The organism is Chryseobacterium indologenes, from assembly GCF_001295265.1.
GTDB classification, from domain to species: domain Bacteria; phylum Bacteroidota; class Bacteroidia; order Flavobacteriales; family Weeksellaceae; genus Chryseobacterium; species Chryseobacterium indologenes_A.
On record NZ_LJOD01000016.1, the window covers coordinates 22651 to 45133 of the forward strand.

17 protein-coding genes are annotated in these 22483 nt (G+C 39.0%); 10 read left to right on the forward strand and 7 right to left on the reverse strand.

Features of this window, described 5'->3' with window-relative positions; all coding sequences use genetic code 11:
* Positions 1-13 precede the first annotated feature (13 nt).
* Both AOB46_RS18880 and AOB46_RS18885 read left to right on the forward strand, forming a co-directional pair.
* Complete coding sequence (locus tag AOB46_RS18880; protein ID WP_062702294.1) at positions 14-529, forward strand: hypothetical protein; 516 nt, start codon at positions 14-16, stop codon at positions 527-529.
* Complete coding sequence (locus tag AOB46_RS18885) at positions 526-1713, forward strand: FAD-dependent oxidoreductase (protein WP_062702296.1); 1188 nt, start codon at positions 526-528, stop codon at positions 1711-1713. Before AOB46_RS18880 ends, AOB46_RS18885 begins: the two co-directional genes overlap by 4 nt.
* A 218-nt stretch (positions 1714-1931) precedes the next feature.
* On the opposite strand, the gene AOB46_RS18890 is transcribed toward AOB46_RS18885, so the two are convergent.
* Entirely contained in the window at positions 1932-3695 is a 1764-nt protein-coding gene (locus AOB46_RS18890; RefSeq protein ID WP_185113890.1) for a lytic polysaccharide monooxygenase, read from the reverse strand.
* Between the two features lie 600 nt (positions 3696-4295).
* Between AOB46_RS18890 and AOB46_RS18895 the strand changes: the two genes are divergently transcribed.
* Together AOB46_RS18895 and AOB46_RS18900 are read left to right on the forward strand one after the other, a co-directional pair.
* Entirely contained in the window at positions 4296-4730 is a 435-nt protein-coding gene (locus AOB46_RS18895) for a hypothetical protein (protein WP_062702301.1), read from the forward strand.
* Positions 4731-4754: 24 nt separating this feature from the next.
* The gene (locus tag AOB46_RS18900) at positions 4755-9797 is read left to right on the forward strand and encodes a DUF4132 domain-containing protein (RefSeq protein ID WP_062702303.1); all 5043 of its coding nucleotides are present in this window, start codon (positions 4755-4757) and stop codon (positions 9795-9797) included.
* 179 nt (positions 9798-9976) lie between these two features.
* Here the strand turns inward: AOB46_RS18900 and AOB46_RS18905 are convergent, their stop codons facing one another.
* Entirely contained in the window at positions 9977-10312 is a 336-nt protein-coding gene (locus AOB46_RS18905; RefSeq protein ID WP_029295477.1) for a DUF3276 family protein, read from the reverse strand.
* A gap of 99 nt (positions 10313-10411) precedes the next feature.
* Positions 10412-12085, reverse strand: coding sequence for an ABC transporter ATP-binding protein (locus AOB46_RS18910; RefSeq protein WP_062702304.1), 1674 nt, complete (start codon positions 12083-12085; stop codon positions 10412-10414).
* Between the two features lie 91 nt (positions 12086-12176).
* Here AOB46_RS18910 and AOB46_RS18915 point away from each other — a divergent pair, with 91 nt between their 5' ends.
* The 4 genes from AOB46_RS18915 to AOB46_RS18930 all read left to right on the forward strand — a co-directional run bounded on the left by AOB46_RS18915 (position 12177) and on the right by AOB46_RS18930 (position 14851).
* Positions 12177-13082, forward strand: a complete 906-nt coding sequence (locus tag AOB46_RS18915) for a transcription antitermination protein NusB (protein WP_062702306.1) — start codon at positions 12177-12179, stop codon at positions 13080-13082.
* Between the two features lies 1 nt (position 13083).
* Positions 13084-13593, forward strand: coding sequence for a DUF1573 domain-containing protein (locus tag AOB46_RS18920; protein ID WP_062702308.1), 510 nt, complete (start codon positions 13084-13086; stop codon positions 13591-13593).
* Between the two features lie 10 nt (positions 13594-13603).
* The gene (gene yajC, locus AOB46_RS18925) at positions 13604-13966 is read left to right on the forward strand and encodes a preprotein translocase subunit YajC (protein WP_062702310.1); all 363 of its coding nucleotides are present in this window, start codon (positions 13604-13606) and stop codon (positions 13964-13966) included.
* A 150-nt stretch (positions 13967-14116) separates the two neighbouring features.
* Positions 14117-14851, forward strand: a complete 735-nt coding sequence (locus AOB46_RS18930) for an SDR family NAD(P)-dependent oxidoreductase (RefSeq protein WP_062702312.1) — start codon at positions 14117-14119, stop codon at positions 14849-14851.
* Positions 14852-14881: 30 nt separating this feature from the next.
* Here AOB46_RS18930 and ligD read toward each other — a convergent pair whose 3' ends face one another.
* From ligD to AOB46_RS18945, 3 genes are all read right to left on the reverse strand, one after another.
* Positions 14882-16762, reverse strand: a complete 1881-nt coding sequence (gene ligD / locus AOB46_RS18935; RefSeq protein ID WP_062702314.1) for a DNA ligase D — start codon at positions 16760-16762, stop codon at positions 14882-14884.
* A gap of 71 nt (positions 16763-16833) precedes the next feature.
* Positions 16834-17439, reverse strand: a complete 606-nt coding sequence (locus tag AOB46_RS18940) for a DNA polymerase ligase N-terminal domain-containing protein (protein ID WP_062702317.1) — start codon at positions 17437-17439, stop codon at positions 16834-16836.
* Complete coding sequence (locus AOB46_RS18945; RefSeq protein WP_062702320.1) at positions 17439-18224, reverse strand: Ku protein; 786 nt, start codon at positions 18222-18224, stop codon at positions 17439-17441. The genes AOB46_RS18940 and AOB46_RS18945 overlap by 1 nt, the downstream gene beginning before the upstream one ends.
* Positions 18225-18366: 142 nt before the next feature.
* On the opposite strand from AOB46_RS18945, the gene AOB46_RS18950 reads away from it, so the two are divergent.
* Together AOB46_RS18950 and AOB46_RS18955 are read left to right on the forward strand one after the other, a co-directional pair.
* Positions 18367-18936, forward strand: a complete 570-nt coding sequence (locus AOB46_RS18950) for a Crp/Fnr family transcriptional regulator (RefSeq protein ID WP_062702322.1) — start codon at positions 18367-18369, stop codon at positions 18934-18936.
* Positions 18937-19086: 150 nt separating this feature from the next.
* Positions 19087-20355 (forward strand): adenylosuccinate synthase, encoded by a 1269-nt coding sequence (locus tag AOB46_RS18955; protein ID WP_062702324.1) that lies wholly within the window; start codon positions 19087-19089, stop codon positions 20353-20355.
* A gap of 298 nt (positions 20356-20653) precedes the next feature.
* Here AOB46_RS18955 and aspS read toward each other — a convergent pair whose 3' ends face one another.
* A complete protein-coding gene (gene aspS / locus AOB46_RS18960) occupies positions 20654-22408 on the reverse strand; it encodes an aspartate--tRNA ligase (RefSeq protein ID WP_062702326.1) in 1755 nt (584 codons plus the stop codon).
* Between the last annotated feature and the right edge of the window lie 75 nt (positions 22409-22483).

A 22483-nucleotide genomic window follows, 5' to 3' on the forward strand; every position in this document is an offset into this window, starting at 1 on the left:
TAAATCTGAAAAAATGAAAGATATGGTCAATAAAACCCCGGAAGCAGACAGATGGCTGTATGTGGCTACTGCTCTTTATTTTGTCATGAATGGTGCTCAGTTATGGGAAACTGCACTGATGGTTCCTGCATGGACGGCAGGTCCGCCTGCTTCTTTATTTTTTTTTAAAACTGAATATGGCCTCGATTTCAGGCTCTTCTGGATAATCGTTCATTCAGTACATGAAGTCTTCCTGCTTCTGGCCCTTTTTTTTAACTGGCAGATCAGACAAAGTAGAAATAGTATGATAGTACTGTTGGCCATGCATATTGCCTTGAGGGTATGGACATTGCAGTATTTTGCTCCCACACTGATGACATTTATGGCTGTGGAAGTCCGCCCTGTTGTTGATCCTGTCCTATTGGAAAAAGCTACTTTATGGAAAAACCTGAACTATCTCCGCGTTGGATTATACATTCTGGTCAATCTGGGTTTTGTTTTTATTTGCGGCATTAAAAAAGATTATCCACTTCAAAAACCAGCATTATGAATCATAAGAAAATATTGATTGTAGGAGGGGGCATTGCCGGTCCGGCACTTGCCATTAAACTGATTGAACAGGGAGCACATGTTAATATTATAGAAGCCCGTACGCAGGCTGAAATGAATGAAGGACTGTTTTTTGGAATATCGCCTAACGGAATGAACATCCTTTCCGGACTTATTGATATTTCCGGGATTTATGAAGAATATGTTCCGGGATCGCTCCGCTTTTATAATGCAAAAGGAAGACAGATCGCTGAACTGGATGTATCCAGCCAGAAAAGTATGTATGGAATTGCCGGCATTCAGGTGAAAAGATCGGTTATAAGCAACCTATTACAAAAGAAGTTAGCTGATTTAGGTGTTCCGGTAGAATACAACTGTAAATTACAGTCTATCGGAAATTCAAGAGCAAAAATAGAAGTTGAAACCAATAAAGGTCAATTTACAGATTATGATCTGTTGATAGGAGCAGACGGTATTCATTCATTATGCAGAAGACTGGTGTTTCCCGATGCTCCGGAACCCGTTTATACAAAAATGTTATCAACAGGAGCTATCGTGAAAATCCCGGATTGGGATGAAGCTTCAGAAGCGATAGAAATGACTTTTGGTAAACAGGCATTCTTTGGTTTTTCCACGACAAACAAAGGGAATGTATGGTGGTTTAATAATTACGACTGGGAACAGGAACCAGACCATAAAGCGCTGAATGACCCTTACATGAAGCAAAATATAAAAAAAGATTTGTTGGAAATTCATAAAGCGGATCATCATAAAATCAAAGAGATTATTACCGCCAGTCAGGATCTGTTTGCTTATCCCATTTATGATATGCCTGCTTTGGAAAAATGGCATACGGAAAAAATATGCCTTATCGGAGATGCTGCTCATGCAATATCGCCACATACCGGACAGGGAGCTTCTTTGGCCCTGGAGGATAGTGTGATCTTAGCAAAGTGCCTGGCTAAATACAAAAATCCGGAGCTGGCCTTTTCCCGTTTTCAGCAGCTGAGATATGACCGGGTAGCCAAAATTATAGCACAGGCAAGGAAAGTGGGCAAATCCAAATCCAGACCTAATCCTGTTGCTGTTTTTTTCAGAGATATCATGGTAAAGCATTTTATCAGTATGGAGCAGAAAAAAATGCACTGGATATATGAATATAATGCCAATAATCTGGAAGTATAATATAGTTTTGGAATGGAGTAAGCTTAAATAATTCGTTTAGTTTAAAGATCTGTCTTCTTGCAGATTTTATTGAATTGAGTATGTTCCGGTTGCTTACTTAGGGCAGGCCGAGAATTACGGCATTGATTTTCCCATCCCTTTAAAATAATGTTGAAAAGATAAAAGAAGCTGCCCCATTTTTGAGACAGCTTCCATTTATATTTCTGTATTTTTATCTGTTATTTTCTGATGGTTTTAATTATACTGTTTCCATCTTTATAATGAATTTTTACGAAATAGATTCCAGACTGAAGGTGGCTGATGTTAATACTGTTTTTTGCAGGCTTAAGAGTAGATATCATCTCAATTCCGCCAGAGTTAATTACACTTACCTGATTTATTTTTCCATAATAGCTTTCCGGCGCAAAGTTGATCATATTGTCAGACACTATTACCGAAAGGGTACCTTCTTTACTTGTAAGTGCTGCTGAGCAAGCCGGACCTTCGCTGCAATCACTTATTGCTTTCCAGACAGGATCTGCCCCTGGAGCTTCCCCCGGATTCGCATACCATTTGTTTTCCCATATCTTACATGCGTAGAATACTCTTGTTCCGGCTGTTGGGTAAACCTTCGTGGGATTATATTCCTGAGATCCGCAATAAGTAACAGGAGGATTAGTCATACAATTTGGACCCTCGTTGCATATGCTTACCTCTTCCCACACCATATCCGTTCCCGGAAGCTCGCCTGGATTTGCATACCATTTGTTTTTCCATATTCTGCAGGAATAGAATACTTTTGTCCCGGCTACAGCATATGCATTGGCAGATTTGTACTGCTCTGCCCCGCAATATATCTGGCCATCGCCAGGGGATGCTTTCTTAGTCGTGATTTTTAATTCATTGCTGAATTCAGATAACTGGTCATTCATTGCAACAGCTCTTACAGTATAGCGGTATTCCGTATCTTGGGATAAACCTGAACGTAAAAAATGGGGCTGTACCGTTTCTCCAATTTTAATATTGTTTTCAAAGATCTGATAATTTTTAATTCCCTGTGTGTGGCTTGAAGCAGTCCACATTATTGAAACGGAGTTTTCTGTTACGGCCATTGAATGAAGGTTTGACGGCGCAGCAGGCTTTTCCGGAATCCCTTCACTATTTGTTTTTACAGTAAGAGGAGTACTTTTTCCTGACATCAATCCGTTAGAACCTTTTGCCTGTACTTCATAAGTATAAACCGTATTGGCCGATAATCCCTGGTCTTCAAATTGCGCCACACTCACTTGCTGTACACTTTGCCCGTTCCGGAAAACAGTATAGGAGACAGCATCTGTCTGTTGTGCCCAGCTGATTTTAGCTGAAGAGCTTGTTACTCCCACTTGCGTAAGGCCTGTTGGTACTGCCGGCGGTGTGGAAACTCCGGTTCCGGACGTTACATTTACATCAATTACATTATAAAATGCATTTCCGGTATCTGCAACATCCCATACTGCTAAGATAACATGATATCCCGTACGGTTAGCCGGAACTGTAATATGGTGAGGAACATTGTCCTGTGGTGGTGTACCATTATGTGTTACCTCTCCAATAAGTTCAAGATCCTGACGGGTAAGAGGTTTATTGGGATTCCATCCGGGTTTGGTCATATAATAATGCCATTTTGCTGTTGCGTGATAAGCAAGATATTTCCAGATAAAAGTATTCACACCCGCTGTAATATTTGTTTTCTTCCAACGGTCAGCCGTTTGGATGTCCAATAGAGTGTTTCCTCCTATACTTCCATTTGCTGAAGCAATTTTTCCATCTGCGGGTCCAAGCGCGGGAAAGCCTTTAAGGGCTTCTAATGATCCGGGTTCATTAATAACTGTTCCGTATAATGCCAGTGCTGCATCATAACCAATTGTAGCTTTATCCAGGCTTCCCTGATATCCCCGTGAAGCAGGGCTTACTACATATCCGTGGGCTGAAAGATTAGCAAAAGAAGGCACAAGTAGGGCCATAATTAATAATACCGGAAAAAAGAATTTACGGTTAATCATATTTATATATTTTAAGTTGGTTTTTTTATCAATCTTGGAATTAAATCATAGCTCTCACAATATTTTAAATATCCAAAAGACAGAATTTTCAAATTTACAGAAACTTTTTAAATTAAATGATTTTCAATAAAAATTAAATAAAATTGAAATAAATTATGAAAAATAGATCACTGAATATGAAATAAATAATTATAATGTATTTAATTAGAATATTTAAATAGGATTTTTTTTCGGGTTAAAACAATAAAAAACCAGCATATCTTCCAAATTTGTCATGAAAAGACATACAAAAGAAGAGTGAAAAGCAAAGAAACACTGATAGTGCATGATGATTTCCTTTCACAGGTTTAATCCGTTTTTATATTATATAGATTATTAAAAATTGCTGATAATAATCGGAAGCACGAAATAATATAGCTTTTTCATTTTGATTTTCTTAAAAATAAATGGATTGCATAATATCTTTTTCAATGTAAGCTGAGGTTTGACATGCGGTAAAAAGGAAGACAGGAGGCATGACAGCGGAAAATTTCCCTATATTTAGTCCACACTAACTCATATATGGAAATAAAGGTCATTATAAAACAATTAGGAAAGAAACATCCCGTTCTTGCCGAACAGAAACTTGAAATAGAGTACTCGGCAAATAATATTGCCCTGGAAAAGCTCTTAAAGCTTATTGTTCAGCAGCAGGTAACAGCATTCAATGCGAAATCATTTGAACTGGAAGATGAAGATTATGCTAAAATTCCCGAAGACCATTATCTGAATATCCTTACAGACACAGGAAAAGTAGGATTCGGAAGTATCTATAATCAAAAGAAAGCCGATCTGGAAAAAGCCCAGGAAAATGTGATTCAGGCATTTGAAGATGGCCTTTTTGCAGTATTCTATAATGATGAACAGCTTGAAAACCTTACCCAGACCATTGATTTAAGCCAGAAACATACATTCACTTTCATCAGGCTTACCTTCCTGGCAGGAAGCTATTGGTAAAATAATTACACTAAGAACAAAATAATGGAAATTACAGAAAAACTAAAATCAAAGGCGCTCGTCAACAATTATTATGAAAAAGTAAAAAAAGATCTCAAAGCACTGGCGGAAGGAAATATTTCATCCCGTGTTTTTCAGGATAAGCCTGCCCTTAAAAAAGCAGTGGCAGAAATGGCTTTATTACTGGGGGGCAAAACCAACTACTACCAGGAAGTTACTTTAGGTTCTAAAGAAGCCGAAAAATTGAAAGAATACATCAAGCCGGATATTTGGGAGGATAAAGACTATTATGAACTTCTGGTGTATTATTTTGGAGCCTATGCTGACCTGGTAAAATATGCCTGGAGCAAAATGGCTTATAAAATGTACCAGACCGGATATGACCGACGTTCATTCCGGGCACCGAACAACGAGTTGTATTTATTGCTTAACCAGGTTAACCTTATACGGGAGCTGATAAAGTTTCCGGTAGTTTATAATTACAGCAGCGGTAATCAGTATTACGATCTTTCACTGGAAGAACAGATCATTTATGATCATGCAATAATCAATAATTCGTACCAGTTTTATATATGGTCGGCAGCAATTGATACCGGAAATAATGGGGTTTACCAGCTGATTGAAGACATTATTTTCAATAAGCATACAGATGGGAAAGTATCCAGAAACATCATCAAAGCTTTGCTGAACAGCGAGCAGAAACACTGCTGGGAATTAGTGGAAAAATTATTACTGGCAGCCCAGAGGCAGGAAGGGCTCCGTCAGACCATACTGGAAGCTCTTGATGAAACCAGTATCGAAGCCCTTCAGTATATGGTTCATGTAATCCTTGAGCACAAGCTTACCCGTTTTTCATCTGTTGTACGGGCTATTGATACCTGGACCGGTTTGGGATGGGATGCAGAAAAAGAATCGGTAGTAAAAAGCATTGTGTCATTAGCAGATACCTATTTCAATAATCCGGAACAGATACCTAATGCTATAAAAAGTAAAAACAATAATGAAGTTTATATGGCGCTTTGGGTACAGGCAGTCTGGGATGTGGAAAAAACAGTGCCTTATCTGCATCAGCTCTTTGATAAAGGAAATACGGAAAAGAAATGTCTGGCTATAAAATTTGCTGTGGAAACCAGAGACCCTTATATCCAGATGCCGTTATTCTATAAAGCAATACAGGAAGATGATCTGCAGGTTCTGGCATTTGTGGGGGATTCTTTATCTTCACTGTTAAGTGCCAATACGGTCTCAAAATTCTATATCAACAATGCAGATTACCCGGATTTTTTCGATAAACTTCATGAATTAACCCGGAAGATAGACGTAAAAGAAAAGAAATTTGAAGGGAAAATATTCTCATGGCTCAATGCTACTTTCAATAAAAGCAATTTCTATTCTTCCATGTTTTATCTGGTTGGGGAAGATCAGGCCAAACTGGATCTGGTACTTTCTTATTTTGACCAGTTTGAACTTTCATTACGTGAACAGCTAACGAGAGTGCTTTTAGAAGACTTTTACTGTTATTCATTCTCTTATGGAATGGGGAAAAAGAAAAAGACTGTTACTGCTTTTCAGAAAGAATTTGCTTTCAGAATAATAAAAGACAGAGGAGAATCCCTGATTGCCTCGGGCATCAATGTACTCCTTCAGAATCCCCTGAATAAAGAGGAAGTGATGACCTTCTTCGAGATGTTCAAAAGAAAAGGAGGCACACTTCGTAAGAAACTGATTGAACTGGTTATCCAGCAGGAAGATGAAGCGGTTGTTCCTTTTGTGGATGAACTGATGACAAAGGGAGATGTAGAACAGAGAACAGCTTCACTGGATCTCATGTTGCAGCTTCAAAAGAACAGAAGAGTGCCGGCCCGGATTAAAGAATGGACAAAACAATATTCGGAAAAAGCAAAGATTTCTGAAAGAGAACAGAGTCTTCTTGATCAGCTTAACCCTTCCGGGGATAAAAAACAGCTCTCTCCTGAAAATGGCTTCGGATTCTATGATCCTAAGGTTATTTCCAAATTTGAACTGCCGGAAGTAAAAGCAGATTCGGTATATGCAAAAGCCGTTAAAAAAGAGAAGTACGGTTTTACACAGCCACTCAGCCGTATAAAAGCTGAACTGAAAAAGCTGAATGATTTGTTCCTGAAACATAAGGATTACGAATACGAATTTGAAAACTGGGATGGAGCCATGCAGAAGCTGCTGCTGGGGAATAGTTTTGTACAGATGAAAAGAAATACCGATGGTTTTACAGGAGTACAGCTGGCAGAGAATTACCCTTTACATGAAGTCTGGGAGCAATGGTATAAAGATTCTGGGCTTGAGCCAAGAGATCTTTTCCTGATGACTTTCGCGGAAAGCTGTGACCGTAAAAAATTCAGGGATTTCCTTGAAAAGTATGTGTTCTATTGCAAAGATGTTCTTCCGAATCCTAAAAAAGGCGGATATTTCTGGGATAATCCCATTAAATACATTCTGGATTCCCTGCAGCACAAATTTGTGTTTGAAGAAAAAACAGACTTCTTACTGGACATCTGCAGTACTATGTTTGCCAATCTTCCGGAGGAAATCATCAATCATAAAGCAAAAGAAAACGACTACTATTACAGGTATGACGGGAATGGCTGGCAGCAGACTGGCTTCTTCAACCTGTTTCTGGATGCGGTTCCGTATAGAAAAATTACAGATGAACAGCTGATTAAGCTATGGAATTTATACCGCTGGATGCAGTTCAACGGACTGCCGGAAAATATAAAGCATACTGTTCCTGATTTCTATTTATTCTGTAAAGCGTATGAGCTGAAGGTTATTACCAGAGATGAACTATACGAAGGAATTTTCACAGGAGATTCTGTCATAAGAAACCTTACAACCGTTAAGTTTTACCAGAACAGTGAGAAGCTGCTGGAAATTTTCCCTTTCCTGAAGCCGATTATCAAAGAAATACAGGATAAATTCCTGGATGTAGAACTCATCCGAGGTGATGCGAATACCGCTGTTTCCCACTTTGTACAGGAGTTTCGTGCAATTTACGGAGCAGACAGATTTGTGCAGATTCTGAAAGGGTTGGGCAAATCCGGATTATATGCCAATTACATATACAGTTATGGGAATGAAAGCATGACTAAGCAAAAACTCTTTTCTTATCTGCTTTCTCAGTGCTATCCTTTAGAAACAGACACCCAGAAATCATTCAACGAGATGGTGAAAAGGGAGAATATTACAGAACTCCGCCTTATACAGGCCGCTGTGTATGCTCCGCAATGGCAGAAGCTGATCAGCAGCTATTTAGGCTGGAAAGGTCTGGATTCAGCAATCTGGTGGATGCATGCCCATACTAAAACCGGGGCCTATCAGGAGCAGAATTCAGAACTGGAAAGTGAAGCTGCAAAATATTCATCGGTGGATATTCAGGAATTTAAAGACGGGGCAGTAGATAAAGACTGGTTTACCCAGGCATATAAAGAATTGGGGAAAGCCCGATGGGAAATGCTTTACGAATCAGCCAAATATATTTCGGACGGAAACGGGCACCGTCGCGCAAGACTTTATTCTGACACCCTTACCGGAAATCTGAAAATAAAAGAAGTAACGGCTAAAGTAAAAGACAAGCGAGATCAGGATTTCCTCAGGGTGTACGGGCTTGTTCCGTTAAGTAAAACCAATCCGGAAAAAGATGTACTGAACCGGTACGAATACATACAGCAGTTTAAAAAAGAAAGCCGTGAATTCGGATCAATGAAACAGTCCAGTGAAGCGCTGGCGGTAAGGGTTGCTTTAGAAAACCTGGCCAGAAATGCAGGTTATCCTGATCCGGTTCGCCTGACCTGGGCAATGGAAACCAGACAGATTCAAAACCTGTTGTCAAAAGAAATGCAGGTAACCATAGATGGCGTAACAGTAGGTTTAATAATAGAAACTGACGGAAAAGCTGAACTTGTAGTGTTCAGGGATGATAAACAGCTGAAATCTATTCCTCCCAAAATTAAAAAGGATAAAGCCATAACAGAGCTGGGGAATTATCGTAAAATCATGCGGGAACAATGGACCCGTTCCCGAAAAGGTCTGGAAGAAGCAATGATCAGAGGAGATGAATTTCTTTTTGCTGAAATTCAAAACCTGTTTGAGCATCCGGTTATTGTAAAACATCTGGAAAAGCTGGTATTTATTTCCAATGATGGGAAAATAGGGTTCTTTCATGACGGAAACCTGGTGAATGCCCATGGGGAAGTTCAGGAGCTAAACAAAGACAATACCCTGCGGATTGCCCATTGTGTGGATCTGCACCAGAATTCAGTATGGAGTGATTACCAGCATTACTGTTTTACAGAAAAACTGATCCAGCCGTTCAAGCAGATTTTCAGAGAGCTGTACGTGCCAACCCCTGATGAATTGAAGGAAAAATCAATATCACGCCGGTATGCCGGGCATCAGATCCAGCCAAAGCAGACTTTAGCCCTTCTGAAAACAAGAGGATGGAAAGTAGATCATGAAGAAGGATTACAGAAGGTTTATCACAAAGAGGGTTTCCAGGTGAAACTTTATGCGATAGCCGACTGGTTTTCACCGGCTGATATAGAAAGCCCGACTCTGGAGACCATAGAATTCCATTCATTAAAAACGTATAAGAATATTCCTTTTGAAGAAATCAATCCGAGGTTATTTTCTGAGGTGATGCGTGATGTAGATCTGGTGGTATCTGTAGCCCATGTTGGAAGCGTAGATCCGGAAGCCAGTCATTCTTCCATTGAAATGCGTGCGGTGCTGATGAAAGAAACAGCAAAGCTCTTTAAGCTGGATAATGTAAGAATTGAAGGTTCACACGTACTGATAAAAGGTAAAATGGCGGAATACAGCGTTCATCTCGGCAGTGCGGTTGTACATCAGGTTCCGGGTAATTATCTGTCTATACTTCCTGTTCATTCACAGCACAGAGGAAGATTATTCTTACCTTTTGCCGATGATGATCCGAAATCTGCGGAAGTTCTTTCTAAAGTCTTATTACTGGCCAAAGACAATGAAATACAGGATCCAACCATACTTTCCCAGATCAAAAGAGAGTTTGTATAAAAGATCAATTGTAAAGCTTTTATAAAACTAAAAAGGTACACTTTCAATGGTGTGCCTTTTGTTTTATCAGGGCAAGTAAGTTTTTTACAACTTGTCTTATTTTGTACTTTGATCTGCTGATTTTCGGGTATAAAAAAAGCACCTTTTTCAGATGCTTGTGTTTTTAGATATTCTTTTTTTTAAACTTCGTCGTCAGAATCAATCGTGTATGTTCTGCTTTTGAAGTCTTTGTCATGTTTTTCTGAAATTACATCCTCACCCTTTTCGTTAATGATGAAATCTGTGGACTCATTAAACATCTCCTGAAAACTTTTAAAATCTTCTTTGTAAAGATAAATTTTGTGCTTCTCGAATGTAGCTTCCCCATTCTCCCCGAAATTCTTTTTACTTTCGGTAATCGTAAGATAATAATCTCCTGCTTTCGTCTCGCGCACATCAAAGAAATAAGTTCTTCTCCCTGCTTTTAACACCTTAGTGAAAATTTCATTTTCATGGCGTTCCTTGTATTCACTCATTGTTAGATATTTTTTAATCTTGTTAAGAACAAATATAAAAGAATTCTTTTAATCACAAAATTTTTTTTATGATTTATTTAACAATTGGGAATGAAACGGCTATGCGGTTACAGAATTGGCAATTTCGGTAAGGTTGAGAATTTTGTCTGCTTTTTGAGCGCTAGACTCTCTGTGTGTGATAATTATGGATGTAGCGTTCCTGATTTTTTTATCAATATTTTCCAGAATATTTTGCTCTGTTTTGGTATCCAGAGCAGATAAAGAATCATCAAAAATGATAATATTCGGGTCTTTTATCAGGGCTCTGGCGATACAGATTCTCTGTTTCTGGCCTCCCGAAAGCATCACTCCGCGCTCCCCTACAAGTGTTTTATACTGCTCTTTAAACTCAACAATATTTTTATCTACATCGGCAATTTTTGCATATTCCACCACTTTCTCATGAGAAGGATTATCAATGGCAAAGCCAATGTTATTTTCGATAGAATCTGAGAATAAATAGCTTTCCTGAGGAATATAACCGAGGAATTTTCTGTAATTGTCCAGATTATGTTCTTTAAGATTTTTTCCATCAATAAGAATTTCTCCTTCTGTAGGATCAATCAATCGGCAGAGCAGAAGGGCAATGGTAGACTTTCCGCTTCCGGTTTTTCCCATGATGGCCAGTGATTCACCTGCGTTGATTTTAAAGCTTAAGTTGTCAAGTGCTTTGATTCCTGTATTAGGATAAACATACGTCACATTTCTGAATTCAATATCTCCTTTAATCGGATAATTCTCAAAGTTAGTGTTCACAATCTCTGATTTTTTATCCATAAATTCATTGATTCTCTGCATCGAAGCTTCAGCCCTCTGATTAACTGAAGTAACCCATCCAACCAAAGAGAAAGGCCAGATCAGGATATTGATGTACATAAAGAAATCTGCAATTTTACCTACACTTAATTCTCCTGCAATATATTTCTGTCCTCCGATCCAGATCACCGCAACATTCAAAAGGCCGATTACAAATAGAATAATGGTGAAGAAGTAGGCTTCTGTTTTGGCTAAATCCAAAGCTTTGTCCTGATAATCCGTTACTTTGATGCCGTAATTTTTCTCGATGTATTTTTCTTTAGCAAAAAACTTCACCACACGGATTCCTGAAAAGCTGTCCTGAACAAAAGTAGAGATGGCAGACTGGCTTTTCTGCATCACTTTCGATTTCTTATTGATAATAGAGCTTACCTTAAATATAAGATAAGACAGTACAGGAAGCGGAAGAAGGGTCCACAAAGTCATGGATACGTCTGTACTTACCATATATATAGCCGTAATCACGATAAGAACGATGATGTTCACCACATACATTACACCGGGACCAAGATACATTCTTACTGCTACAACATCCTCGCTGAGCCTGTTCATAAGATCTCCGATGGTGGTCTGCTTATAATCCGTTAAAGAAAGATCCTGATAATGTCTGTAAATTTTATTTTTCAGCTCATATTCAATTCTCCGTGAGGCTACGATAATTGTCTGCCTCATCATGAAAGTAAAAAAACCTGTTAATAAAGAACAGCCTACGATAATACCAACATTTTCCAACACTTCATAGCTGAATCCTATCTTACCCTGTTTCTTCAAATTTTCAACAAGTACGTCTACAGATTTTCCGATAAACTGGACTTTATAAATATTAAAAAAATTACTGGCAATGATAAATAAGAACCCCCAAAACAAAAGTATTTTGTGTTTCCAAAAATAGGGATTTAAAGTTTTTAGCGCTTTCATAAAGTTTTACAAAATTACGAAAATGTGACCATACTACGAATTTCATCAATTTTAAATTTTGTATCTTTGCAGCCATAAAAAAGCTCTTTGAATGTTAGGAAGACGACAAATCCGTGAAAAAGTAGTACAAACAGTGTATTCTTACTACCAGAATCCTGTTAAGTTTGATGTTTTAGAGAAAAATATGTTCTCCGGAATAGAGAAAATCTATTATCTATACATCTATCAGCTGAATTTTTTAGTGGCCCTGAAAGAACTGGCAGAAAACCAGATCGAAATCGGGAAAAATAAATTCATTAAAACTGATGCTGATATCAATCCTAACCAGAAATTCATCAACAACCAGGTCCTGATTAAGCTGGAAGAGAACCCTGAAAGGTTGTTTTTCACAGGCCAGCATAAACAGCTGAAATGGGATATGCACGATGATTTATTGGTGAAAACTTTCCAGAGAATCACTGCAGGAAAAAGATATCAGGATTTCATGAAAGAAGATGGATTCTCCTTTGAAGATGATCAGAAATTCATCGGAAAACTGTTTTTAAGATATATCGCTGAAAATGATGATTTTCATGATTATTTAGGAGACAAGGAACTTTCATGGTATGATGATATTCATATTGCCAATTCCATGGTACAGAAAACCATTGGTTTCCTGAAAGAAGATGAAGAAAGCAGAACCCTGATCAAAATGATCAAAGATGAAGATGATAAAACTTTTGCCAGCAAACTGCTTAGAGATACCCTGAATAACTGGGAGGTCAATGAAAAGAAACTGGAAGAGAGATTAGAAAACTGGGATCTGGAAAGAGTTTCTTTAATGGATAAAGTAATTTTGTCAACGGCCATCTCCGAACTGGATAATTTTCCTTTTACGCCTTCAAGAGTTATTATTAATGAATATATTGAAATTGCGAAAGTATTTGCTACAGACCGTTCCAATATTTTCATTAACGGAATTTTGGATAAATATTGTAAAGATCAAAATAGAATTTAACATGAAAAAGACGTTATCAATTATCGCTTTGTCTATCATAGGCTTTGGTTTGGTTTCCTGCAAAAAAGAAAACAAAGAAACTCAGATTTCTGAGACTACAACAGATTCAACAGCTTCAGCAGCTGGAGCTCCGTCAGATTCAGCAGTAACTCCCGTAACTACTGAAGCAGGTGTTCCTGCACAGGTTTCTAACCAGCCATCAACAACAGTGGCTCTAGGAGAAAGCAACTTCGATTTTGGAAAAATCAAAAAAGGAGATAAAGTAGAGCACGTATACGAAATTACCAATACAGGAAACAACCCGTTAGTAATTTCTGAGGTAAAGCCAGGGTGCGGATGTACAGCTCCTGATTTTACAAAAGACCCTATTCTTCCTGGTAAAAAAGGAAAAATCACATTGCATTTTGATTCTACCAACTTCGACGGAAACGTTCAGAAGTATGCAGATGTATTTGCCAATGTAGAAAAATCCCCAATCAGATTAACGTTCACAGCGAACATTCAACCTTAATTTAACCTATATGTTAACAATCTTTTTACAGGCACAGCCACAAGGATCTTCATCAATGATGCTGATCATGATGGGTGTGATGTTTGTAGGTTTTTATTTCCTGATGATAAGACCACAAATGAAAAAGCAGAAGCAGGAAAAGAACTTCCAGGAAACTTTAAAAGTAGGGACCCGAGTAGTGCTTACTTCAGGTCTTCACGGAAGAATTGCCCAGGTTCAGGATGATGGTTTCGTGATTGAAACATTATCCGGAAAGCTGAAATTCGAAAAAGCTGCAGTTTCAAGAGAATTTACTGAAGCGCGTTTCGGAGATAAGGCAAAAGCTGCTGAAAAAACAGCAGATAAAAAAGAAAATGAAGCTGAAACGAAATAATTTTTCAGTCTGAAGATATTTTTCCGGCGCGGTGAGCTTTGCTCACCGCGCCGGATTTTTTATTTCAAGAAAAATTTATTGAAACCTGACAGATTTAAGATGACCTATATATTTAAGCTACAATAAAAACAAATAAAATATCTTTGTGCCATGAATCAGAATACAGGTAAAAACGTGCTCATTTTGGGAGCTAATTCAGATGTGGCTAAGCAGTGTATAAAACAGTATATCGGAAAAGGATTTTCAGTAATTGCGGCATCACGGGATACCGGATCATTGGAGAAATTTATGACAGAAAACGGACTGGACTCCTCAAAAGTCAGCATTTTGTATTTTGATGCTGTAGATTTTGATTCTCATCAGTCATTTTATCACAATCTTCCTGTAAAACCTCATATTGTGGTATATGCTGCCGGATTTTTAGTAGATAATGAAAAGGCATTAAAAGATTTTAACGGAGCCAGCCGGATGATGAAGGTCAATTATATGGGGGCGGTATCTATTCTGAACATTATTGCAATGGATCAAAGTAACAAAAACCTGGAAAGGATCATTGGATTATCTTCGCTGTCCGGTGTGAGGGGAAGGAAAAGCAATTTTGTATACGGAAGTACAAAAGCAGCGTTTACCCAGTATTTGGCGGGCTTACGTCAGGAGCTTGCTTCAAGAAAAATTATTGTGAATGCTTTAGTGATTGGCTATATCAGAACCAAGATCAATGAGGGACTGCAACTGAATGAATCCCTGATTATGGAGCCGGATTATGTGGCAAAACATATCGTTAATGCCGGAAATTCTTTTACCATTGTCCCGAATTTTAAGTGGAAGATTATTTATTTGATTTTGAAAATATTGCCGGAAAGCCTTGTTGCAAAACTTCCTTGATTATAGAAATCAGGAAAATACTTTACTAATTTATGACTGCAATAATTCCAATGCTTTCATCATATCAATCCCTTTTCCCAGAACAGGTTTAAACAGGTCACCTTTTCCCTTGATTCTATCCAGAGCATTATGAATATTGAAGTCAATAGGTTTTAATCCCGTTTTCAGCTCATCCCATTCCAGAGGCATAGAAACAGAGGCCCCTTCTTTGGGTCTTATACTATAAGCGCTCGCTAAAGTCTGCCCGGTTCTGTTTTGTAGATAATCCAGATAGATTTTTTTATCATCTCTTTTCTGGAGACTTCTTTCCAGAGTAGTGATTTTAGGAAGCTTTTCATTCACCTGCTTCATCAGGATGTGGGCAAAATCTTTTACCTGGTCAAAATTATATTTTCCACCCATTGGAATGTAAACATGAATGCCTGTGCTTCCGGAAGTTTTACAATATCCTTTTACCTTAACAGATTCCAGAACTTCATGTACCTGAAGAGCGGTTTCAATCACATCATCAAAAGTGTTTTTCTTTGAAGGATCAAGGTCCAGGACAAGATAATCGGGATGTTCCAGATCCGGCAGGGAACTGTTCCAGGGGTTGAGGTCAATACAGCCTAAATTATTCAGATACGCTAAAGTTGCTTTGTCGTTGCAGTAGATGTAATCAATATATTTATCATTGGATTCCGAATAAACCTGTGTTGTTTTGATCCATTCCGGAATACTGTCTCCGGCATCTTTCTGATAAAAGCCCTGCTCTTCAATGCCGTTCGGAAAGCGGTTCAAAGATAAAGGGCGATTTTTAAGATAGGGAAGAATATAAGAGGCAACAGATTGGTAATAGGCTACCACATCCCCCTTGGTAATGCCGTCTTTCGGGAAATAGATTTTATCCTGATTGGTAAGCTTTACTTTGTGCTTATTCAGGGTGATTTCTTTTTCTTTTTCGGAGTTTTCAGTTGTTTCTGATGAAGTTTTGGCTTTCATTACTTTTTGATGTTTAGTATTTTTATCTGTTTTATTTTCAGCATCTGAAATTTCTTCAGGCTCTTTATCTTCACGGAGGGCTACAAAAACAGGATGCCGGTAGATCCCGTCTCTGGTGATTTCCGAATATTTAATTTCGCAAACCAGCTCAGGCTTTGTCCAGGTAACGGGCATATTGGTTTTAGGAATGATTTCAAACGGAGAGGTTTTTATAATCAGTTTCTGAAGCTGCTGATAAAGTTGTTTTAAGGATTCATTAGTAAAACCGGTTCCTGTATGGCCGCAATAGGTCAGCCTACCATTAATGAATTTTCCTAAAATCAATGCCCCGAAGCTTTTTCGTGAGCCTCTGGGTTCCGTAAAACCACATATGATGGCTTCATCCGTATTGTTGAATTTTATTTTGAGCCAGTCACTGGTTCTGTGGTTTTCAATATACCGGCTGTCTGCTTTTTTGGCAATCATGCCTTCCAGTTTCATTTTTTTCATCTGTTCAAAAAAGGCAGTCCCTTTCTCCGGAATATGATCACAATATTGAATAACATCTGTTTCAGTTAAGGCTTCTTTCAGCAGCTCTTTCCGTTGTAAAAGAGGCAGCTCTTCCGTAGAATGGCCATTTAGCCAGAGAAGATCACAGACCTGATAAACGAGAGCAGGATCGGGGGTGTCTCCTATCTGCTGCAACAGCTGAAAATTAGGTCTTCCGTTATGATCATAGGCTACAATTTCGCCATCCAGGATCATCTTATATTTCTGAGTGCTGAAGTCTTCAGCGATTTTTCCGAATTTTGATAAAAATGAAATTCCGTTTCGGGAGTAGAAGAGAGGGGCATCCTGACTGAGGTCTGCAATAGCTCTGTAGCCGTCCCATTTTATTTCAAAGACCCATTCTTTATCATCAAATGCTTTTTCATATGATTTGGCAAGCATAGGTCTGATGAAAGATTTAAGTTTCTTTTCATTCGTTAAAGAATTGAAGTTTCTGAATCTTTTTTCTGAAATTATGATCTCTTTCTTCCGGTGCTTTTCAGGCTTTTTTTTTCCTCTAAAAATTTCGTTACTAAAGATTTTGGTGAAGTATTTTCTTCGGCATCATAAGGACTTTCAGCAAATTCATCTTTATGCTTGATAAGCAGCCAGGCGTTATCTTCACTGTTTTTCATTTTAACAAGGGCAAATTCGCCTTTCAGTTTCTTTCCGTGCAAAATAAACTTTAACGATCCGGCATGAAGTTCTTTCAGCAGCGCCTTTTCATCAGAAATTCCGGGATTTTCTTCCAGGGGCTCATAGGTTCCGCTGTCCCAGACCTCTACCTGTCCTGCACCGTAATTGCCTTCCGGAATATTACCTTCAAAATCTTTATAATCATAAGGATGATCTTCAACCATCATGGCAAGACGTTTATCTTTAGGATCAAGTGAAGGTCCTTTCGGAACAGCCCAGCTTTTCAGCACCCCTTCCATTTCCAGTCTGAAATCATAATGAAGCCGTGTTGCGGCATGCCTCTGAACTACAAAAATAAGCTTGTCTCTGCTTTTCCTTGTTTTTCCTTTCGGTTCGCTGGTTTCATCGAACTTTCTTTTCTTTTGATAATCTTTAAGAGCCATCAGGATGCGGATTTGGATTTGGAATGTTGCAAACTGGCCTTCAGCTGGGCCATCAGGTCAATCACTTTGCCTTCTTTGGCAGGTTCTGCTTTTCTGGCTTTAATATTTTTACCTTTCGCTTTCTGCCTGATGATTTTCATCAGCTCATCAGAATAGGTGTCTTTATACATTTGAGGATCGAAATCCTGTGAAAGCTGTTTGATAAGGCTTACAGCCATTTTAAGTTCGGTGGGTTTGGGCGCTTTTTTAGCCGGTATTTTCAGATCTGCATAATCCCTGATTTCCTGATCAAATCGTAGCCGGTTCAATATCAGGATATCCTCATGGTAAGGGCGGATCAGTCCGATAGCCTCTGCATCACGGAGGACAAATGTACCGATACCGGCCATTCCGGTTTCTTCAAGGGCTTTCAGAAGAAGTCTGTAAGCATTTTCACCGTTTTTCTGGGGTTCAAGATAATAAGGAGTCTCAAAGTAAACACTGTCTACCTCATCTTCCTTTACAAACTGGTCTATAGAAAGGATCTTGGTTTTTTCCGGGCTTGCCGCCGCATAGTCTTCATCGTCCAGAACGACGTATTTATCATCCATGAGATAACCTTTCACAATGTTTTCCCATTTCACTTCTTTTCCCGTGTTTTCGTTTACTCTTTTGAATTTGATGTTAGAAAAGTCAGATCTGTCGAGCATATCGAGGTCCAGTTTGCTGGTTTCGGTGGCAGAGTAAATTTTAACGGGGATATTTACTAAACCGAAGCCAATGGCGCCATTCCAAATTGCTTTCATTGTCTTACATTTTTAAAAATCAATCAATTAACATGCCGATAAAAGCACGTGTGGTACATTTTCTGTCCTTTATTGCCAAATGACAATGGCTTTTACAGCTGGTTTTTCTACCTTTAAATTTCCAAAGAACTGTTTTTAAAATATGGAAGAACTGTTGAATTACATCCGGAAATTCGGAATACTGAATGAAAGAGAAGAACAGCTTATTGTTGGAGGAATCCAGGAAATTGCCATTCAGAAAGGCGATGTTTTTGTAGAAGCCGGAAAAGTCAGCCGTAAGATCGCTTTTGTGAAAGAAGGAGTATTCAGGTCTCTGTATTATAATAAACAGGGGGATGATTTTACCCGTTTTTTTATTTATGAAGGCCGGTTTATCGGGGATTTTCATGGATTTGCAGATCAGGTTCCATCCAATGAATATATTGAAGCCATTACAGATGCCGTTTTGCTGGAAATAGATTTTGATCATTTCAAAGTGCTGGAAAATGAAATTTCAGCCTGGCCGGTTCTTTTTTCAAAGCTTCATGCCTTTGTTGCCGAAAATAAACTGAAAGTAGCCAGTACCATGCTCAATCTGGATGCCAGATCACGGTATATCCATTTTTTAGAACATTATCCGGGACTGGCAAACAGAGTTCCCCAATCCATGCTGGCTTCCTATCTTGGCATTACGCCCTCCTCACTGAGCAGAATAAGAAGAAATATCCTTTAAATTCCGGATAAAAGCCAGTGATAATCTATAACAGACACTCGTAACTTCCATTCTCGCCCTTCCTGCTTCCTTCTTAAATAATCCTTTTTTGCCAAATGACAATGGCCTGCTTCCCGAACGGTCATAGCTTTGTACCATAAAATTTTAAATATGGATATTGTATTAGGATTGCAGTGGGGAGATGAAGGAAAAGGAAAATTTATAGACCTCATTAGTGAAAATTACGACATTACAGCACGTTTTAATGGCGGAGCAAATGCAGGACACAGTATTGAGAGGAACGGAAAAAGAATCACTCTTAAATCGATTCCTTCCGGAATTTTTATGAAGGGAGTGCAGAATGTTATCGGAACAGGCGTAGTTTTAGATCCTGTGAGCCTGAAAAAAGAGATTCTGAATCTGCAGCTGTTTGATGAAAGCATTCAGCCGGAAAACCATCTGATGATTTCCCGAAAGGCCCATTTCGTATTTCCCACCCATAAACTTCTGGATGTTTTTATGGAGAGAAATCCGGATTATACCACGATAGGGACAACTAAAAACGGCATTGCCCAGGCATATTCCAATAAGATTTTAAGACAAAATCTGAGAGTGGAAGATATGTTTTCCCCCGATTTTAAAAGCAGATCGGAACAGATTCTGAAGAGGGATTACCGGTTTCTGGCAGGAGGAGATATGGTTTTGCCTTCGCTTGAAGAAATTAGCAGCGAATTTTTTGAAGCCGTGGATTTTCTGAAAAAATTCAGATGTACAGATACGGAAGTCTATCTGAATCACGCTTTGTCTGAAGGTAGAAAGGTCCTGGCGGAAGGTTCGCAGGCTGTGATGCTGGATATTGATCATGGAACTTATCCTCATGTTACTTCTTCTTCCACTACGGCGGCAGGAGCATGCAGCGGGTTAGGTATATCACCGAAGAAAGTCGGTGAGATCTACGGCATTGCAAAAGCATATTGCACGAGGGTAGGTAACGGAGTATTTCCAACGGAGATCTTTAATGAAGATGGGGGAAAGATAAGAACGGCCGGTCATGAATTCGGTTCCAATACAGGACGTCCGAGAAGGATTGGCTGGCTGGATCTTCCTGCTCTGAAATATGCGGTGATGGTAAGCGGGGTTACTCAGCTGGTTCTGACAAAGGCAGATATTCTGAGCGGTATGAAGTCAGTGGCCATTTGTACTCATTATCAACTGGAAGATGGAAGTATGGAATCTGTTTCAGGCAGACTTTCTGAAAATATAAAACCCGTCCTGAAGTGGCTGAAAGGCTGGGATGCAGATGTTACAGCAATAAAAACTGCTTCAGATTTACCGGATGAATTAAAAGACTTTATTTCCTTTCTGGAAAGTGAGCTGGGAATTCCTGTGGCTTATCTTTCTACCGGGCCGGGGAGAGAGGAGATTTTGAAGATGGTTTAATAATTAAAGATAAAAAATAGGCTGTCTTAAAAGGTCAACTAGCATTATGAGAATTTCCTAAAAGAAAGCTGAGAGAGGAGGCTTTTGAGACAGCCACTTAATTTTTACGAAAAACGTCAGTGGGAATCCAATCAAACTGAATGTCTGCATTTAATTTTTTTTGGACGCTTCTTGTGCTTTCATTTAATGAGTGAAGTGTGTAATGAACGGGGTTAAAATCTCCCAGAATAGCAATTTTTTGTATCATAGTATTTGTGTTAAAAAAAGCGGGGCAATAATTAATTACCCCGCTTTAAATTTATGCTTTTAAATTCAATTGAATTTCCAGTTCATCCAGCTGTGCGTCTGCAATAGAAGCCGGAGCATCAATCATCACATCACGTCCTGAATTGTTCTTAGGGAATGCGATATAATCTCTGATCACTTCATTTCCGTCAAGGATCGCCACTAAACGGTCGAATCCGAATGCTAAACCACCATGAGGCGGTGCTCCGTATTTGAAGGCATTCATCAGGAATCCGAACTGTGCTTCTGCTTCCTCTTTGGTGAATCCTAAAAGATCAAACATCTTAGACTGAAGATCCTTATCAAAGATTCTGATAGAACCGCCTCCGATCTCGTTTCCGTTAAGAACCATATCATAAGCGTTGGCTCTTACTTTACCCGGATCAGTTTCAATTAGGTGGATATCCTCAGGTTTAGGAGAAGTGAATGGGTGGTGCATTGCGTGGTATCTTCCGGTTTCTTCATCCCATTCCAGAAGCGGAAAGTCAACAACCCAAAGCGGAGCGAATTCATTTCCTTTCCTTAGCCCCAAACGGTTTCCAAGCTCCATTCTTAAAGCAGAAAGCTGGGCTCTTACCTTATTCTCATTTCCGGAAAGAATCAGCATTAAATCTCCTTCTTTTGCCCCGAACTTTTCGATGATCTTCGCTAAATCCTCTTCATTGTAGAATTTGTTTACCGATGAAGTCTTCACACCATCATTCTGGAATTTCACCCAGACCATTCCTGAAGCTCCGATCTGCGGACGTTTTACCCAGTCTACCAATTCATCAATCTGCTTTCTTGTATATTCAGCACATCCTTCTACATTGATTCCTACAACAAGTTCAGCCTCATCAAATATTTTGAAATCTTTTCCTTTTACCAGCTCATTAAGTTCTGTGAATTCCATTCCGAAACGGATGTCCGGCTTGTCGTTCCCGTATTTTCTCATCGCATCGGCAAACGTCATTCTCGGGAAATCTTCGAATTCTTTTCCGGTAATATCTTTTAAAAGGGTTTTTGTCATTCCCTCAAAAACGTTCATTACATCTTCCTGTTCTACGAAAGCCATTTCACAGTCTATCTGTGTAAATTCCGGCTGTCTGTCAGCTCTTAAATCCTCATCACGGAAACATTTTACGATCTGGAAATATTTATCCATACCGCCTACCATCAGAAGTTGCTTGAAGGTCTGCGGAGATTGCGGAAGGGCATAAAACTGTCCCGGGTTCATTCTGCTTGGTACTACAAAGTCTCTTGCCCCTTCCGGAGTGGACTTGATCAGTACCGGGGTTTCCACCTCGATGAATCCTTCGTCTGAAAGATAATTTCTTACTTTCTGAGCCATTTTGTGACGGAAGATCAGTTTATCTCTTACCGGTGCTCTTCTGATATCCAGGTAACGGTATTTCATTCTGAGTTCCTCGCCGCCGTCCGTTTCATCTTCAATGGTGAAAGGAGGAAGCTGAGAGTCATTAAGGATGGTCAGTTTTTCAACTAAAATCTCAATTTCTCCTGTCGGAATATTAGGGTTCTTGCTTACTCTTTCTATCACTTTTCCGGTAACCTGAATCACAAACTCACGGCCTAATTTTTTGGCTTCTTCCATCAGCTGTGCAGAAGAACGCTCCTGGTCAAAAACCAGCTGGGTAATTCCGTAACGATCCCGAAGATCTATCCAAATCATAAATCCTTTATCCCGGATAGTCTGTACCCATCCTGAAAGTGTAACTTCTTCATTTAGATTTTTCAGAGATAATTCTCCGTTGGTGTGTGATCGAAACATAATTATTTGTTTAAAGTTCAATGATTAAGATTCAAAGCCCGGCTTTTTCAGAGTTTGATTATCGGACTTGAATTC